The organism is Neobacillus cucumis (assembly GCF_002860255.1).
Classification (GTDB): Bacteria; Bacillota; Bacilli; order Bacillales; family Cytobacillaceae; genus Neobacillus; species Neobacillus cucumis_A.
The window spans coordinates 193,955-210,828 of sequence record NZ_PGVE01000017.1 but is presented as its reverse complement, the minus strand read 5'-3'; the positions used below and the strand labels follow the sequence as shown (position 1 = coordinate 210,828).

Below are 16,874 nucleotides of genomic sequence, written 5' to 3'. Positions count from 1 at the left end.
TAAATTAGTTAGCAATTTCCACATTATTTTCTTTTAAAATAGCAGTAAATCGCTGAATCCATTTAAGTAATTTTAAATCTTGGTTTGGACCGGCAATAAAAGACAACCCGATTGGAATTCCACTTCTTTTCATAAGAGGAATGGTTACTTGCGGAAAGCCACTTAATCCAGCTATACATGTTAGCTGCATCGTTTTTGTACGATATTTTTCCATTTCTCCCGTGGATAATTGACGTAAAGGGGCTTCACCAGGAGCTGACGGAATGACCAAAAGACCATTGGTATTTAATAATTCGAACAGGTTTCGTTTAATTTTCTCTTTCGTCATATTTAAGGAGGCGAGTTCATCAGGATTTAGTTTACTTGCCCATTCAAAACGTTCACTTATCCCAGGCCCAAAGGCAGGCTTCACTTCTTCAATCCAAGTTCCATGTTCCTTCCATATTTCAATTCCTTGGATGAACCTAAATAAATCTGACCAATCTGACAGCCCATTAACAGAGATGTTCAGCGATTCACAGTTGTTGAAGTAATCTTGTAAAATCAAAACTGGTTGTGACAAACATTCCTTTGTATCTTCATCCACAAAGGACCATGCTTCTTTTTCAAAATAAAGAGTAACAAAATCATCAGGGTTCCCTTTTTGATCTATGAGAATTTCGCCAACCTCAAGTAAGTGCTCTGGATTTCTGGTCATCCATCCTACTGTATCAAAGGATTTAGCAAGTGGAATCACGCCATCCATATTCACAAGGCCATATGTCGGTCTTATTCCAAATAAACCGCAATAGGATGATGGAATACGAACGGATCCCCCGGTATCAGTCCCTATCGCAAAGTCTACTAAGCCGGCAGCAACCGCCACAGCCGAGCCACTTGAAGAACCTCCTGGAATCAAGTTCTGTGAGCGTGGATTTATTGGGGTTCCATAGTGGAAATTTTCACCGTTCAAGCTATACATCAATTCATCTGTATGGGTTGTACCCTTCAGATATGCTCCTTGGTCTAATAACAGGTCAATAACCGCTGCGTTCTGTTTTGCCGGATCATGGGTTCGCAGCCAGTCAGGATTTCCTGCACTACTTACATAATTCTTCAGAGCAAAAACATCCTTAACCGCAAATGTTAACCCGTTTAATCTTCCAGAGCCAGTAGGATTAATATTTAAATGATTATCCCTAAAGGCATTCCAATGTTCTATCATGACTTTCCTCCTCTACTCTAAGTTTAAGTTTTATCAATTATTATAATGAGAAAATTCAAACGAGTCATTGGTATTCCTGTCTAAAGATTTCAACGCTTTTGGTTATAATCACTAAATTGCTTGAAGAGTAAATGAAAAAGGTGGCATTTATGGACAATATATTTGATAATTTTATGTATTTATATTAATATATTTAAAAAATTCAAAAGTTTTTTGTGCAAAAAAACATATCTGATTTTTTTATTTTGTGTTAAATTGAATCGTGGAAAGCAAACACTAAACATATGTTCAAAACATTTTAAGTTTTTGAGGTGAAAATGATATGCAAATAACTGCAGAAGACAAAAAGGTACCACCTACTTATTCTAGGACTAATCCTTTTCAAGCGAAGGTTCTTAAAAATATAAATTTAAATGGTGCCGGTTCAAGTAAAGAAACAAGGCATATTGAATTATCATTAGAAGGTTCAGGGCTTTCCTACAATCCAGGTGATGCTCTAGGTATTGTTCCTTCCAATGATCCAGAACTTGTTGCTTCCCTTATTGAGAAGATGGAATGGGATGAAGAAACAGTTGTAACCATCAATAAGCAAGGCGAAACGCTTCCATTAAAAGAAGCTTTAACCAATTTCTTTGAAATCACATTATTATCGAAAAAGATTCTACAACAGGCAGCTGAATTCACGGATAATGAAGAGTTAAAAAATCTTGTTTTAGTTGAAAATGCAGACAAGCTGAAAGAATATGCGGACGGACGCGATCTACTTGATATGTTACGTGACTTCGGTCCATGGAATGCATCAGCCCAAGAAATGGTTTCTTTATTAAGAAAAATGACACCGCGCCTCTATTCCATTGCAAGCAGCATAGCGGCTCACCCAGGTGAAGTGCATCTAACCATTGGGGCAGTACGTTACTCTGCACACGGCCGTGACCGAAAAGGCGTATGCTCTGTATTAGTTGCAGAACGTGTTCAAGATGGAGAAACGCTTCCAGTTTTTGTTCAGGCAAATAAGCACTTCCATTTACCAGAATCCCAAGAAAAAGATATCATCATGGTTGGACCTGGAACAGGTATTGCACCGTTCCGTTCCTTCATTGAGGAACGTGCAGTGAACAAAGCCGCAGGCAGAACCTGGTTATTTTTTGGTGATCAGCATGCAGCTTCCGATTTCCTCTATCAAGATGAATTAGAAAAATATCAACAAGAAGGGGTACTTACAAAATTAGATGCTGCCTTCTCTCGTGATACAGAGCAAAAAGTATATGTACAACATAAAATGGATGAAAATAGCAAAGAATTGTTTGAATGGCTGGAAAATGGAGCTTACTTCTACGTTTGTGGAGATAAGACGTACATGGCCAAAGACGTCCATAACATGCTGTTAAACATTATTGAAAAAGAAGGCGGCAAAACCCCTGAAGAAGCTGAAAGCTATCTAAATGATATGAAAAAGCAAGGCCGTTACCAACGGGACGTATATTAATTTGAAGAAAAATGACACCACACTAGCGTTATGTGGTGTCATTTTTTTAACCTTATAACTTAATTGAATTGTCTTATTCCCTTGATCATCATATACATTCCTGAAATAAAGATAATCACACTACTGAAAATGATAAGTGTTAAAATTTCTCCGATCCCCTCTGCCATCCATCCAGTAATTAAATACCCAACCGGGAGTAAGGCGAACGAACCGAGCATATCTAAACTCACCACCCGCCCGAATTTATCCTCTGGAACCAATTCTTGAAGGCTCGTTTCCCAAATCAGACCAAAAAGCATAATCCCCGCTCCCTCTAAAAACATACAGGCCATCAATAATGGAATACTTGAGATAAATGCGAGCAAGACTAAAGCTATACCACTTAAAAGCACACCGCCATAGGCAAGTAATCCCCTTTTCTTCCAATCCGGTCGCAGACCGAAAATAATTCCGCAAAAAATGGCTCCTGCGCCTGATGATCCAAGTACGAGACCGTAGACATAGGGTTCAAATTGATAATAATTTTTGATTAACCAAGGTAAGATAATCTGGACAATTCCATTTGAAAAAATATTGATAAACGAAAAAGCAAGGATCGTCATCCAAAGCCAAGGATGGCCCTTTAGGACTTCAATTCCCTCCATGAAATCCTGTTTTATCGTAGATTTTTGATTAGAATCTCCAAGAGGTTTTTGAAAGTTTAATGTTCGCAGATTAAATAAAAAAAATAGCGAAATGATATAGGTGGCAGCATTAATACCAAATCCCCACCCTCCGGAAACAGCCGAAATGATGACACCGCCAATGATAGGACCAAAAATCCTCAAAACCTGCACAGTTACTTGACTCAAAGAATTGGCAGCATTACGGATATCTGGCGTAAAAATTTTCGCCCTAACTCCAGAATAGGCAGGCTGAAAAAAACTATCCATCATTCCCATAAAAAACATAAATACAAATAAGAACATCATATTAAGTTGATTCATAAATGCAAAAATCGATAAGATGATCATAAGGATAAACCGAACAATATCTACAAAAAACATAATCTTGACTTTGTTCATTCTATCAACAAGGACACCTGAAAATGGAAGTAGGATGACAAAAGGTGCCATATAAACAGCCATTACCGTCCCCATAACTGCTGTGGAATTAGAAATTTGAAGAACGACAATCGGGAGTATAACGTTTGTAATGGAACTCCCTAATAAGGAGAAAAACTGACCTAAAAGCAGGGCTGTAAAATGCTTGGATTTTCTAAAAAGTTGTAGGTATGTTCCTTCTCGAATGACAGAATTCGTTGGTAATGAATTCATTGATAGCCTCCTTTTTGCTTTATATCTTAAAGATTATAGCAAAAAGAACTCAGTTAGAGATCATTAATAAAAAAAAGAGACGGAGAAATATATCCCTGTCTCTACAAACAATCATTGATTTTTTATTTATAATTCAATCCAAAATCAAATTTATACCCATCACCATTCTTATTTTTATATACATAAGAAGGATCTTCTTCATAACCAGGAATATCTCCAATCTCATTTTCCACAGCTGATTTATTTGCAGGAACGGTAAATGGAAGTTTTCCTGTCGGATTGAATTTGCCCCGGATAACATCAACAATGGCCTCTTCCTTTGTACCAAAGGTAGCAATGACGGCTGCGGCATTTGGTTCAATTTGGTCAATTATCCATGGATTGGTGAAATTGATAGCGGTTATGGTTGGAATGGTCTTCTGAATCTCAATAATCCGGTCGACATTCGTGATGCCTGTTTCAGGTCCCACTGTGATTCGTGGATTATTATCCCAATTCGATTGTACAGGTCTAACCCAGACAAACGCATGTGTGGCTTCAGCTAAATTTTCCGTTAAGGTAATCGATGGATCATATTTTTGAATGGTTTCTCTTAATTTCTTAGTAGCGGCCGCATCATTTCCACCAGGGAACATTTCTACGTAAAGTTTTACGTCCTTGAGCTTCGTATCGTTTAATGGTAACACATTCTCACCCTTGATCTTATCATTACGCATTAAAACAAGTGATTTCCTGTGAGCCTCATCTGCTTTTTGCTGTGATTCCGGATTATTGAACACATCGAGAGCATGTTGAGTATTTACGTACGGATTTTCAAACAATCCTAATTTCATCATTTCCGTAAGTAGGAATGAAACGGATTGATCGACTTTCTCCTCTTTTAACAATCCATGTTTAACTGCATCAATGATTGGGGTAGGGTCCGAGGCACCAGAGATAATATTAGTCCCGGCATTGATGGCTTTGGCAAATTTTTGTTCATCTGTAAAATTTTCAACTCCCCAAGCATTTTTCCCGACGGCCCCCGTATCAGAATTGACATACCCTTTAAAGCCAAGTTGACCACGAAGAAGGTCTGTGATGATTGCTTTGTTTAACGCAAAGCCTACCTCTTCAAATTGCTGTGTTGGACTAAACCATGGCAGCCCCTGGTCAGAACTGGTATTGCTTGGGTAAGCATAATATGGCATAACTGAAGAGACCCCTGCAGATATGGCTGCTTTAAAGCTAGGAATATGGTATTTTAACAAACTTCCTGTTGTAGGATATGGATTGAATTTACCTTCTGGAAAATGCGGATCTAATCCATTATCACGTGCTCCCCCGCCAGGAAAATGCTTGACCGTAATAGCAACGCTGTCTTTACCAAGTTCCTCCCCTTGGAAACCTTTGATCACATTGTAAATCATACCGGATGCAAGTGCAGGCTGCTCTCCAAAAGTATCTTCTATTCTGGCCCAAAGTGGATCAGTCGCTATATCGGCCGTATATCCATAGACTTTACGAATACCCGCTGCTCTCCATTCCTTGCTGGCAATTTCGGAAAATTCATTTACAAGGCTTGTATCACGTGTTGCCGCAAGTCCCAATGGACCTGGCCAATAGGAATGTAAGCCCGCCCCTTCACTACTATTGGTATAATCCGTAGATGCATGGTTTCTTGGGTTGGAAGTGATCACAATCGGTATTCCTAATCTCGATGCTTCTGCCGTTTCTTGGAGTTGGTTATTGTAACTAGCAATGACATCGGCCGTTGGGGTTTGCCTAAAGATATAGTAACGGGTATTCTGATCGATTAATTTATTGGGCAGGACTAGTTTGTTATCCGTAAACTTCGGAAACTCTGTAATGAGCATCATACCTGCTTTTTCCGCTAGTGTCATCTTATTGACAAGATCTTTCACCCGTGCGTCGATTGGAAGCTGCCAGTTTTCATAGGGATCAAGTCTGTCGTTATTATTTAGATCTTTAAATCTCTTTTCCCCTTGTACAAGGATGTTTTTAGCTTTTGCTTCAACCTCAGGTGCATTTTGTTTATTACCATTTGACTTTCCCTGTTGGGCACTTGCATTCGGAAGAATCATGGATGATAACATCAAGGCAGTAAATGTTAATGATGCTGTTCTTTTTGAAAATCGTTTCATATTTTTTCCTCCCCCTTTTACCTGATAAGCTTTTCCAAAAAAAGACCCATTTTCGTTACAACATCTATATCACCCCTTATTTGGAAAACGCTTTCATTTACTATTCCATTTTATAATCTTTATCTAAAACGCTAGTAGAGAATATTTTTAGAAGAATTTGTGATTTTTTAATATTCTAAAAATACTTAATCAAAAAGGACTACCCAAGTAGCCCTAAAAATTGGAATTATAGTGTTGCACCATTCGTCGCAATTACGTCTTTATACCAGAAGTAGTAAAAGAACACAGGAGTATTTTATATTACATAGCTGACTTTCGGAATTCCGAAGGAGAGCGGCCTGTAATTTTTTTAAAGTTGTTACTAAAATACGCTAAATCAGAGTATCCTACCCTGTCCGCAATTTCTGACATCCTTAGTGTAGTATGAAGTAACAACCGTTTGCTTTCCTCAATTCGCAGCTCTGTAAGGTAATCCACAAACTTTGTATTTGTTTGCTGCTTGAACAATTGACTTAGGTAACTTGGGTTCATATGTACACTTTCAGCCGCATCTTTAAGGGTAATCTGATCTAACGGTGTTTTTTCTAAATACTGCAATACTCTTTCGATAGTTGAAGCTGGAATGTTGTTATCTACAACTTTGTTAACCTTCACTACTTCTTTAGCTTGCTGGCCAAGCCACTTTTCAAGACAGACTTTCAGTTCTGTTTCCTCAACTGGTTTCAGCAAGTAATCTGTTACCCCCGTTCTTATAGCCTGCTGAACAAATTGAAACTCATCATGGACACTAATGACGATTACATCAGGTCTCTTTTTCAAACGGCTCAATTCTTTTACAAATGACATACCATCCATGATAGGCATTCGGATATCTGACATGATAAGATCTACTTCATTCTGCTTCATCCAATCAAGAGCTTCCAACCCATTTCCACATTCATGCATGACGTACAATGGGAGATTCAGATTGTTTATGGTCCATTTAAGTGCTGTCCTGACCCATCTCTCGTCATCTACCAACAAAATACTTTTCTTCACGAATTCTCCCCCTCCGAACGCTGGTCTAGGATTGGTAAATGAATCAATGTTTTTGTACCGGAACCAAATTTACTTTTAAGCTTGATTCCATAACCAGCTCCAAACACATGATGAATTCTTTGGTTTACATTTAAAATGCCTATGTTTTTCCCGTCTTTAGCTGGTGTTAACTGATTTATCCGATCCCTTATTGCTTCCAAGCTATTTTTCTCAATACCCTTGCCATTATCACATATGCTAATCATAAAAGAGGATTCCGTATGCCGATAAACGGAAATAAGAATCCTAATTCTTCTAACGCTTGAATCGAAACCATGTATAAAACAATTCTCCACTAAGGGCTGCAGTGAAAACTTGATAACCTTAAGCTCCATGGCCCATTCTGGAATATCAAAATGGTAATCAAATCGCTCTTCAAATCGAAACTTTTGAATCCTCAGGTACATTTCACAAAAATTGATTTCCTCGCGTAAAGTCACCCTTGAAGAATAATTATTTAAATTATAGCGGAGTAATTTTCCGAGCGAATAAGACATTTCCGCAATATGGTGCTGATTTTCCTCTAATGCCATTCCCCTGATCGTTTCGAGCGAATTATATAAAAAATGAGGATTCATTTGCGATTGAAGCATTTTTATTTCTACTTCTTTTTGTTTTAGAGACATTTCTGCTTCTCTTAACTTAGAAACATAGACTTCCTCTAATAAATAGGACAATTTTTCCACCGTATTATTAAACCCTGCGGTTAATTGACCGATTTCATCATTTGAATCCACACGAACCCTGCCAGCAAGTTGTCCTTTTTCTACTTCCTTCATAAAATGCTGTAGGCGCCGGATTGGGCGAATGATACTCGCAGCGAATCCAAAACCGACCAAATAGGCTAAAATTAGAGAAACAATAATGGTGGTGGAAATAGTTTTTTCAATCTGAATAATACCTCCGGTTAAATCTCGGTATGGTACAGCCGTTAAAAACCGCCATCCAAGATTCCGCGAAAAGGTATAGGTAACAAAATCTTTTCGCTCATTTTGTAATATGGCTGAATCGCTGCCATTCATTTTTAGGTTTGCCAGCTGCTTGTATTGAACCTTTTTTCCAAGTTTTGAATAATTAGGATGGTATACGTAATGTCCATTGGCATCCAGAATAAAGAAATAGCCATTTTTACTGATAGTTACCTTATTGGAGATTTCTTCAATCCGTTTAAAATTAATATCTATAATAAGCATTCCAACCGGCAAAAGTGTTTGTGGATTATATAATCGTCTTACAAGTGAGATAACGGGCTGTTCCTTATTAACCAATGTTAACTTCCGAGTGACTAACAAACTCATACCATTTAAGGGGACTGACCGATACCAATATTCCTCTTTCATTTTTGTGGCCGGATAGAAATTTCTCGCCACAAGAGTGTCAATTACTTGATCATTTTCTAGTAAGATGGTGATATTGCTAATATCTGCTCTTGAATATTCTGCCGCTTTTAACGTGTTCCGGGTGGCTTCAATCATGCTAAGTTTATTATCCGTATCAGATGATTTTAATAAACGAGACATCTCTGGCGAATTAATAATTTTTAGGCTCGTAATCTCAAAATCTTGTAGATAGTATTCGATATGTGTTTGGACTTGATCGATAACTTGTCTGCTTGATTGTCTTAGCTCGCCTTCGAGTTCAACAGCTGAGCGTTGATACGAAATAATCCCGACTGAGAGGACTGGAAAAATAACGAGAAAACTAGAAAAAACGCAGAGCTTTATCATTAAGGATTGATTTTTTAATAGAATATATTTTTTAATAAATTCTGCCATTTTACTCATTATTTCTCATCCTCGGGAGGTTATTTTTTAAAAATAGAAAAGACCCAGTTGGTAAAGGGTATATTTACCAACTAGGTTTAACATCGAACTATTGCTTATGGACGGGCTTTATCAATGGCTTCTATAACCTCTTTATAATCCTTTGAATAGGAATCCACCATTGATTTCACAGCGTTTTTCCATGGTTGGATATCTTTTACCTCTGTAAAAACTACGCCAGCATCTTCCAGTTTCTTAGTGGAACGTTCTTCCCATTTATCCCACTCTTCTCTTTGTGTCTTAACAGAATCAAGGGCTGCTTGTTTAATAATTTTTTGATCCTTTTCAGAAAGTTTATCCCAAGCGGCCTTACTAATTAATAGTACTTCAGGAATTCTTTGATGATGGTCTAAGATAAGGTTTTTGGCTTCTTGATAATGATTGGAAGAGTCTATGCTTGGTAGATTATTTTCTGCACCGTCAATAATTCCTGTTTGCAGGGCACTGAAAACTTCCCCATATGGCATTGGCGTAGCACTAGCACCAAGTGCCTCCATGAAATCAATATTAATTTTACTTTGTTGGACACGGATTTTTTGCCCTTTTAAGTCTTTTACACTTTTTAATGGTTTAGTAGAGTAAAAGTTGCGTGAACCGGAATCATAATAAGCAAGCCCTTTCATTTTAGACTGCTCTAATCCATCTAACAATTTGGTTCCCATCTCACCATTAAGGAAGTTCCATAAATGTTCTTCACTTTCAAATACGTATGGGAGTCCAAGGGCAGTGAACTGATTATTAAACTCTGCTAACGGACTTGCATTGATCCTTGTAAACTCAATCGCGCCAAGCTGAACTTGCTCTAATACCGATTTTTCATCCCCTAATTGAGCGGATGGAAAAACATCAATTTTAATTCGGCCATTGGTTCTTTCTTCTACCAATTCCGCAAACTTCTTATCCCCAACTACGGTTGGATAATCAGGCGGCTGATTATCAGCCAAACGGAAGGTGTATTTTGGCTCCTCTTGCTTTGTCCCTCCACCCTTCGTACTTGATGCTTCCTCTTTTCCACAGGCCGCGAGGATGGTCCCCATCAACAATGTTGCTGCTAATACTCCAGTAATCTTTCTTTTCTTCATCTAATAACCCCCTTGATATTTTAAAGATATATTGTTACCTTTCCTTCGGTTACTTGGCTATCAGGTGTGGCAGCCACATGACCACCTCAGGAATATAGGTAATAATTAAGAGAACGACTAGTAACGCATAGAAAAATGGCATCATCGCTTTTGTCCCCTGCTGGATGGAGACCTTGCCAATCGCACAGCCCACGAACAATACCGTCCCTACAGGCGGGGTCAAAAGACCAATCCCAGCATTTAAAATAAGCACTATTCCGAAATGAACCGGGTCCATCCCAAAGCTTGTGACAACCGGAAGCAGAATCGGTGTCATAATTAAGATCATTGGTGCCATATCCATTGGTGCCCCGAGAAGCAGCAATAATATATTAATGATTAACAGAATAATGAGTGGATTATCAGAAATACTTAGGAATAAGTTGGTGACCATGGCAGGAATCTTCAAATACGCCAAGATCCAGCCAAACGAAGCTGAAGCGGCAATTAGGAAAAATACCATCGACACGGTTCTCATGGTCCGGGTTAAAATTTTCCATAGATTCGCTAATTTGGCTTCCCGATAAACAACAAATGCTAGAATAAACGAATACAAACAAGCCAATGCACCGGACTCCGTAGCAGTAAACCAGCCTGACATAATTCCTCCCAGGATAATCACAGCCGGACTTAACGACAATAGCCCATGTAAAAGAATGCCGCCAATTTCAGCTCGAGGTACAGGATCTGCTTTTTGATAGCCTCGTTTTCTAGCAATAATGTATCCCGTAATCATTAAGGAAATTAACATAATAAATCCAGGAACAATCCCTGCCATAAATAGACTCGCAATAGAAACACCACCGGCTGCTAAAGAATATAGCACTAGATTATGACTCGGAGGGACTACTACACCTTGAATGGCTGATGCTATTGTAACACCAACGGCATAATCGGCTTCATATCCCTTCTTTTTCATCATTGGAATCATTACGGATCCAACAGAAGAGACGTCAGCAACAGCAGAACCAGAAATATTTCCAAAGAACAGCGCCGCAACACTATTCACCATGGCAAGTCCCCCGCGAATTCTTCCTACTATTAAACTAGCAAAATTAACAATTCTGGTAGCTAGTCCACCTTCACTCATAATCTGTCCTGTTAAAATAAAGAATGGAATGGCAAGTAAAGAAAAAGAGTTCATCCCTTGAATCATTTGCTGGCCCACAACAGGAAGCGGGATTCCTAGATAAATAACTGTTATTAATGATGAAACAATTAATGTCAAGGCAATCGGAAAACGGAATAAGATTAAAAGAACAAAGCTTGAAAGTAAGATAATAATGCCAATCGTATTAGTATCCATGTTACATGCCCTCCTCGATGTCTTTATGACGTGTAGTGTTAACGGTAAAGAATTGGAGAAAAGAATAGACACAAATCATGATACCGGTGACCGGCATAACTGCGTAGGTAATACTGCTTGGCAGTTTTGTTGCTGGTAAGGTAGAATCCAGCATCAATAGGGTAAAATCCCAGCCTTGAATTACCAGATATAAGCCAAACGCAAAAATAGATGCACTGATGATTTTGTCGAGTACCTTATTAAATTTTTTGGGAAATAGATTGGTGAACGAATCTATCCCCATATGGATATACTCCCGAAATCCAATGGCAATGGCCATAAAAGCAAACCAAGCAAGAAGCAGCAGCGTGATTTCCTCTGACCAAAAGAAAACAAAATTAAATAATTTTCGTGTCATAACCTGTGTGGTTACGACTAAGATTAAGGCGACTAATGATAGTAAAGTGAATTTTTCAAAAACTCCATCGATATCTAACCCTATCTTTTTGATTACATTCATAAACTTTCCCCCAACTTGAAAACGTTTTCTTATCTTTCATTTTACGGGGCTTATGAATGTTTTTACATGTTGTATTTTTAGGTTAATTTGTGATTTTTTTAGGAATAAACCATTTTGTTAGTTTATTAAACAAATAAATATATTATTAACTTACCATGTTTATAATTTTCATACAACCATACCAAAAAGATTCTTATAACAATTCAACACAAAAAAGACCGCTATTATTCGACGGTCCCTTTAAAGTATTCTTATTGGAATACCTCTCTCCTTGAATTAAAAATTACTTTTTATATTATACCCTTTGTTCAATAGTACCTTCCTTATTTCCTCAATATGGTCTTGATCCTTAGTCTCTAATGCAAGTTCAATTTGTACATAGCCAGGATAAATATCCTTTCCTGCATGATCGTGATGAACAGATTGAATGTTTGCATCTAATTCTGATATTGAACTCAACACTCGCTGCAATTCACCAGGCTTATCTTTTACGATCATAGAAAAATTAGCATATCTTCCGGACTCCACCATACCGCGTTCGATAATCCTAGATATAAAGTTTACATCGACATTCCCGCCACTAAGAACGGCCACTACATTCTTCTCTTTAATATTTACTTTTTGATATAAAAGTGATGCCAAAGACACCGCTCCAGATCCTTCGACCAGCAATTTATTCCGCTCTAACAATAACAGCATAGTTCGAGCAATTTCCATTTCATCCACACAAATAATATCATCCACATATTTTTCAACCAGTTCAAAATTATGCAGGCCTGGTTTCTTGACAGCAATTCCATCCGCCATTGTTGGGGTAGAATTCACCATCACAGGCTCAGTTTCGATTAATGATTGTTTCATACTTGGACATGCCATAGCTTGTACACCATATACTCGTACATTTGGATATTTCTCCTTAACCGCCAAGGAAATCCCTCCAATGAGGCCGCCACCACCGACTGGAACCATAATAGCTTCAACATCAGGAAGCTGTTCGAGTATTTCTAAACCAACTGTCCCTTGTCCTGCAATAACCTTGTCGTCATCAAAAGCATGGATAAACGTTGCCCCCATCTGTTCCTTTAGCTCCAATGCGTATGCAAGGGCATCGTCAAACACATTTCCATGCAAAACTACTTTCGCACCATACTGTCTGGTCGCCGACACTTTGCTAAGCGGTGCCCCCTTTGGCATCACAATCGTACAAGGGATACCAAGCATTTGGCTTGAATAAGCCACGCCTTGGGCATGATTTCCGGCGGAAGCAGCCACAACGCCTCTATGCAATTCCTCTTCCGATAAGGAAATCATTTTATTATAGGATCCTCTCACTTTGAAAGAACCTGTTTTCTGTAAGTTTTCCAGCTTTAAATACACTTTATTATGTCCCGATATATTGCTAAAGGTTTGAGAGAAATCCAATGGGGTTGTGTGGACAATTCCTTTCATCTTTTCTCGAGCCAGTATGATATCATCTAAGGTTATCAACTAAATACCTCCTACATCCCACTTTTACTCCATAGGATGTACTTGGTTAAATTATCTATACTTCGGTTGCGAGACGAGAGCTATTTTAAAAGTTAGGCTAGTAGTATATCTATTGGTAGATATGCTATTTAACGTCTTTACGGAACAATCCGTGGAGGCGAGACCGTTTCCTCTTCAAGCACGCGGAGCCCTCCAATGACCTCATACGCGGCACCAACCGAAACCAAGAAATCCCCGGTTATTGCCATTTTCTGTTCTTGAATCAGTTTTAGTTTATCGGTTTCGTTTATTTGGCTTTGTACGGAGATCGCCTCTAATAATTGACCGATGGTCCGAATCCAAGCCCCTGTTAATATTTGCTGTTCGCCTATTGTATTGGAGTCATCCTCTAAATGGAGTAGTCCCGATAAGCCTTTTATCTCGATAAATTGTCCAATAACTTGAATCCATAGACCGATGGCAACCTCTTTTTCCAATTGTAATATTTTTTGGTCTTTATCATTTTGTTCAGTATCATTCTTCTGTTTAGGTGCATCCATAACTACTCTCACCCCGCAAACACAATTTGAAATATTTTATGTTCAACTGCCTAAATGTTGAATGGTTATTTACCTAGGAATTACCTATACACATTACCCCAAACTGGCATAGAGTAGTAAAAAGTTAGGTTTGGATAAATTATTAAAATTGGGCGGTGGATGATATTGTTGGAGGTTAAGGAATGTAAATATGGCAGAGGAGTCTTTGCAACACAGAATATAAAGAAAGGAGAACCGATTCATAAGGCCCCCGTCATTGTTTCACCAAGCAGCGAATACAAACATTTAAAGAAAACGGTGTATATAGAATATGTATTTTGGTGGGGAAAAGATTTAGAGGAATGTGCATTGGCATTAGGCTTTGGTTCACTGTTTAACCACTCCTATACACCCAATGCCTTATATAAGCTCAATCTATCTCAGAAAACCATTGACTTTTATGCCCATACCGATATTAATGAAGGAGAAGAAATCCTGATTAATTACAACGGTGATCCTAATGATGATACACCTGTTTGGTTTGATGTTCTATAAATTCTAATAGGACCTAATTCGGATATTAGGTCCTTTTTGCTTTTACTTGAATAAAATGTCATCTCTTAGGGAGGCAACCCTGGTTAAAGCTGTATCAATATCCGCTTCACTCACACCATAATGTGCAAGAGCATCGTGCAAGTGATTCACAATTGCATTGAAATGTTCCGGCTGCAGATTCATACCTTGATGTGCTTTCGCCATGGATTGACCAGAGTATTGATTAGGACCGCCAAGAGCAAAACTGATAAATTTTGTTTGATGCTTCTTTTGCTTTTCCATATCCGTATGCTCAAAAAATTGATTAACTGTTTCATCTTTTAAGACTAATTCATTATAAAAATAGTCTACCACTTTCCCGATTGATTCTTGTCCGCCTAATTTCTCATAAAGGTTTTCTTCCATAGATGACTCACTCCTATTCTGTGATATACATAGGTATTTTCCACAATATCAGGTTAAATATTCCACCCTTTAGGAATAAGAGAAAAGTAAAGGTCAGACAATTTTCGATCAGCATCCAAGGAATAACAATATCGCGAAATAGACGAAGCTTTTGTATTAATTAATCAGCAAATCTTCTAAAGCGGAATCTAGTGCAGGATAGGAAAATACAAATCCTTCACGTTGCAATACTTCCGAAACTACATGTTGTCCCTCTAAAACAAGTCCACTCTTCTTACCGAGTACGACTCTCATCGCAAACGAAGGGACAGGCAGCCAGTGAGGACGATGCAACACCGAACCTATTGTTTTACCAAACTCCTTCATTTTTACAGGAACAGGCGCAGTAACATTGACTGGTCCACGTAATTGTTGATTTTCAATGGCAAAAAGAATTGTTCGGACAACATCCTGCACATGTACCCAGGATACCCACTGTTTACCGGAACCCACAGTCCCTCCTGCGAAAAGTTTATAGGGTAACGTCATCAAAGGAAGTGCTCCACCTTTCCGCCCTAATACTACACCAAATCTCATGAAAACAGCCCGAATCCCAGAAGCTTCTACGTGCATGGCTTTCTTTTCCCAATCATGGACGGTCCTGCCTAAAAAATCATCGGCAACCTCTGATGATTTTTCCGTATAGACAGCATTTAATGAAGCAGGATAGACACCGATAGCACTCGCATTGATTAGTACACTAGGCTTCTTTTCCAGTTGGCTGATGATTCGAATAAGTTCATCTGTGGCCTTCATTCGGCTTTCATAAATTTGCTTTTGATGGTTCTCATCCCATCTTCCATTATTAATCGATACACCGGCCAAGTTAATAAAAGCATCAGCACTTCTGATTTCATTCTCAGGCGCGGAATCCTCGGAAAGCCATTTAACATAAGTTACATTCCCAGAGGTCTTATGGATCGTTCTTGTTAAAATGACAATCTCATGCCCTTTATCCAGGAGGTATTCACTTAATTTCTGTCCAACAAAACCGGATCCGCCAGCGATAACTATTTTCATCTGCTCTCTCCAATCACGTATGATTCTTTTTCCAATAATCATATATGAATTCTTTTACTAATTCATTTAAATGAGCCTTTTTCTGAGTTTTCAACCACTCTATTTGGTCAATTGGCAGTCTCAACTTTAAACTAATATCCTCATTGGGCATCTCCACTTTTCGTATTTCCTCTAAAGTGATCCCTTCTTCTAAATTTGGAAACCATGAATCATTCTCGTTCACCAGGTCCAAATAATAATAGTCATCAGGATGATCAAGTTCACAAAATAAATTGAGCTGCGGCAGTCCCCCTGCTAAAGCTTTTACATGCATTATGGAATGGATGAGATGCCCCTCTTCAAATTCAATTTCTATAATCAGATTATCTTCCTTTTTATATTTTTTCACCACAACCTCACTGACGATTAGGTCTAACTCTAAGGTGAATCCTGAACTTGCTTCAAATATATAAACCGCACTTTTAAAAACGTGGATACTCTCCCCATCAATTTTTACCGATTTCACTACAGCCATAAAGCTTCCCCCAAATAGTTGTTTCGTCAATATGTATAGGATTTACCTATCATCATATCATCAATTTCACCTTTTGAGGATGATTAATAGTCAGGATAAGTTTAAAAAATTAGAGTAAAACTAAGTAAAAACCAAATTAGAAGTGGAATGAATCATGGAAAAGGAACAAACGAATAATATTAATAAAGAAGATGTAAAGGGACAAAATCAAAATTTATTAAGTGACATAAAAAAGAAAAATCCATTGAATTGGGGTGTTTTAGACGTTGCTGAAAGTGTTCAGCATCGTGACTGTAAAGAACTAATTTCTAAAAAAACTTAAAAGAGCGTGGACGAATAGCCACGCTCCCATTCATTAT

16 protein-coding genes are annotated in these 16,874 nt (G+C 38.2%); 3 read left to right on the top strand and 13 right to left on the bottom strand.

Features of this window, described 5'->3' with window-relative positions; translation table 11 throughout:
- Positions 1–4: 4 nt before the first annotated feature.
- Positions 5–1,204 carry an amidase gene (locus tag CVD27_RS03645; protein WP_180960133.1) on the bottom strand — a complete coding sequence of 400 codons (1,200 nt, stop codon included), beginning with the start codon at positions 1,202–1,204 and terminating at the stop codon, positions 5–7.
- Positions 1,205–1,526: 322 nt separating this feature from the next.
- Between CVD27_RS03645 and CVD27_RS03640 the strand changes: the two genes are divergently transcribed.
- Complete coding sequence (locus tag CVD27_RS03640; RefSeq protein ID WP_101646525.1) at positions 1,527–2,690, top strand: sulfite reductase subunit alpha; 1,164 nt, start codon at positions 1,527–1,529, stop codon at positions 2,688–2,690.
- A gap of 59 nt (positions 2,691–2,749) precedes the next feature.
- Here the strand turns inward: CVD27_RS03640 and CVD27_RS03635 are convergent, their stop codons facing one another.
- The 9 genes from CVD27_RS03635 to CVD27_RS03595 form a co-directional block, all read right to left on the bottom strand.
- Positions 2,750–4,006, bottom strand: a complete 1,257-nt coding sequence (locus CVD27_RS03635; RefSeq protein WP_101646524.1) for an MFS transporter — start codon at positions 4,004–4,006, stop codon at positions 2,750–2,752.
- Between the two features lie 122 nt (positions 4,007–4,128).
- Entirely contained in the window at positions 4,129–6,150 is a 2,022-nt protein-coding gene (locus tag CVD27_RS03630; protein ID WP_101646523.1) for a glycoside hydrolase family 3 protein, read from the bottom strand.
- Positions 6,151–6,450: 300 nt separating this feature from the next.
- A complete protein-coding gene (locus CVD27_RS03625; protein WP_257984252.1) occupies positions 6,451–7,188 on the bottom strand; it encodes a response regulator transcription factor in 738 nt (245 codons plus the stop codon).
- Complete coding sequence (locus CVD27_RS03620) at positions 7,185–9,011, bottom strand: sensor histidine kinase (protein WP_101646522.1); 1,827 nt, start codon at positions 9,009–9,011, stop codon at positions 7,185–7,187. The genes CVD27_RS03625 and CVD27_RS03620 overlap by 4 nt, the downstream gene beginning before the upstream one ends.
- Positions 9,012–9,106: 95 nt before the next feature.
- Positions 9,107–10,132: a TRAP transporter substrate-binding protein gene (locus tag CVD27_RS03615; RefSeq protein ID WP_101646521.1), complete on the bottom strand. Its 1,026-nt coding sequence runs from the start codon at positions 10,130–10,132 to the stop codon at positions 9,107–9,109.
- Between the two features lie 49 nt (positions 10,133–10,181).
- Positions 10,182–11,477: a TRAP transporter large permease gene (locus tag CVD27_RS03610; RefSeq protein ID WP_101646520.1), complete on the bottom strand. Its 1,296-nt coding sequence runs from the start codon at positions 11,475–11,477 to the stop codon at positions 10,182–10,184.
- Position 11,478: 1 nt separating this feature from the next.
- Positions 11,479–11,976 (bottom strand): TRAP transporter small permease, encoded by a 498-nt coding sequence (locus tag CVD27_RS03605; protein ID WP_101646519.1) that lies wholly within the window; start codon positions 11,974–11,976, stop codon positions 11,479–11,481.
- A 276-nt stretch (positions 11,977–12,252) separates the two neighbouring features.
- The gene (gene ilvA, locus CVD27_RS03600; RefSeq protein ID WP_101646518.1) at positions 12,253–13,464 is read right to left on the bottom strand and encodes a threonine ammonia-lyase; all 1,212 of its coding nucleotides are present in this window, start codon (positions 13,462–13,464) and stop codon (positions 12,253–12,255) included.
- A gap of 137 nt (positions 13,465–13,601) precedes the next feature.
- Entirely contained in the window at positions 13,602–14,003 is a 402-nt protein-coding gene (locus CVD27_RS03595; protein WP_101646517.1) for a hypothetical protein, read from the bottom strand.
- 159 nt (positions 14,004–14,162) lie between these two features.
- Here CVD27_RS03595 and CVD27_RS03590 point away from each other — a divergent pair, with 159 nt between their 5' ends.
- A complete protein-coding gene (locus tag CVD27_RS03590; protein ID WP_374703037.1) occupies positions 14,163–14,537 on the top strand; it encodes an SET domain-containing protein in 375 nt (124 codons plus the stop codon).
- Between the two features lie 42 nt (positions 14,538–14,579).
- On the opposite strand, the gene CVD27_RS03585 is transcribed toward CVD27_RS03590, so the two are convergent.
- The 3 genes from CVD27_RS03585 to CVD27_RS03575 all read right to left on the bottom strand — a co-directional run bounded on the left by CVD27_RS03585 (position 14,580) and on the right by CVD27_RS03575 (position 16,515).
- Entirely contained in the window at positions 14,580–14,942 is a 363-nt protein-coding gene (locus tag CVD27_RS03585; protein WP_101646515.1) for a group I truncated hemoglobin, read from the bottom strand.
- A gap of 156 nt (positions 14,943–15,098) precedes the next feature.
- A complete protein-coding gene (locus CVD27_RS03580; protein ID WP_101646514.1) occupies positions 15,099–16,001 on the bottom strand; it encodes a TIGR01777 family oxidoreductase in 903 nt (300 codons plus the stop codon).
- 13 nt (positions 16,002–16,014) lie between these two features.
- Complete coding sequence (locus tag CVD27_RS03575; protein ID WP_101646513.1) at positions 16,015–16,515, bottom strand: hypothetical protein; 501 nt, start codon at positions 16,513–16,515, stop codon at positions 16,015–16,017.
- Between the two features lie 154 nt (positions 16,516–16,669).
- On the opposite strand from CVD27_RS03575, the gene CVD27_RS27880 reads away from it, so the two are divergent.
- Positions 16,670–16,837, top strand: coding sequence for a hypothetical protein (locus tag CVD27_RS27880; RefSeq protein ID WP_180960132.1), 168 nt, complete (start codon positions 16,670–16,672; stop codon positions 16,835–16,837).
- Positions 16,838–16,874: the final 37 nt, after the last annotated feature.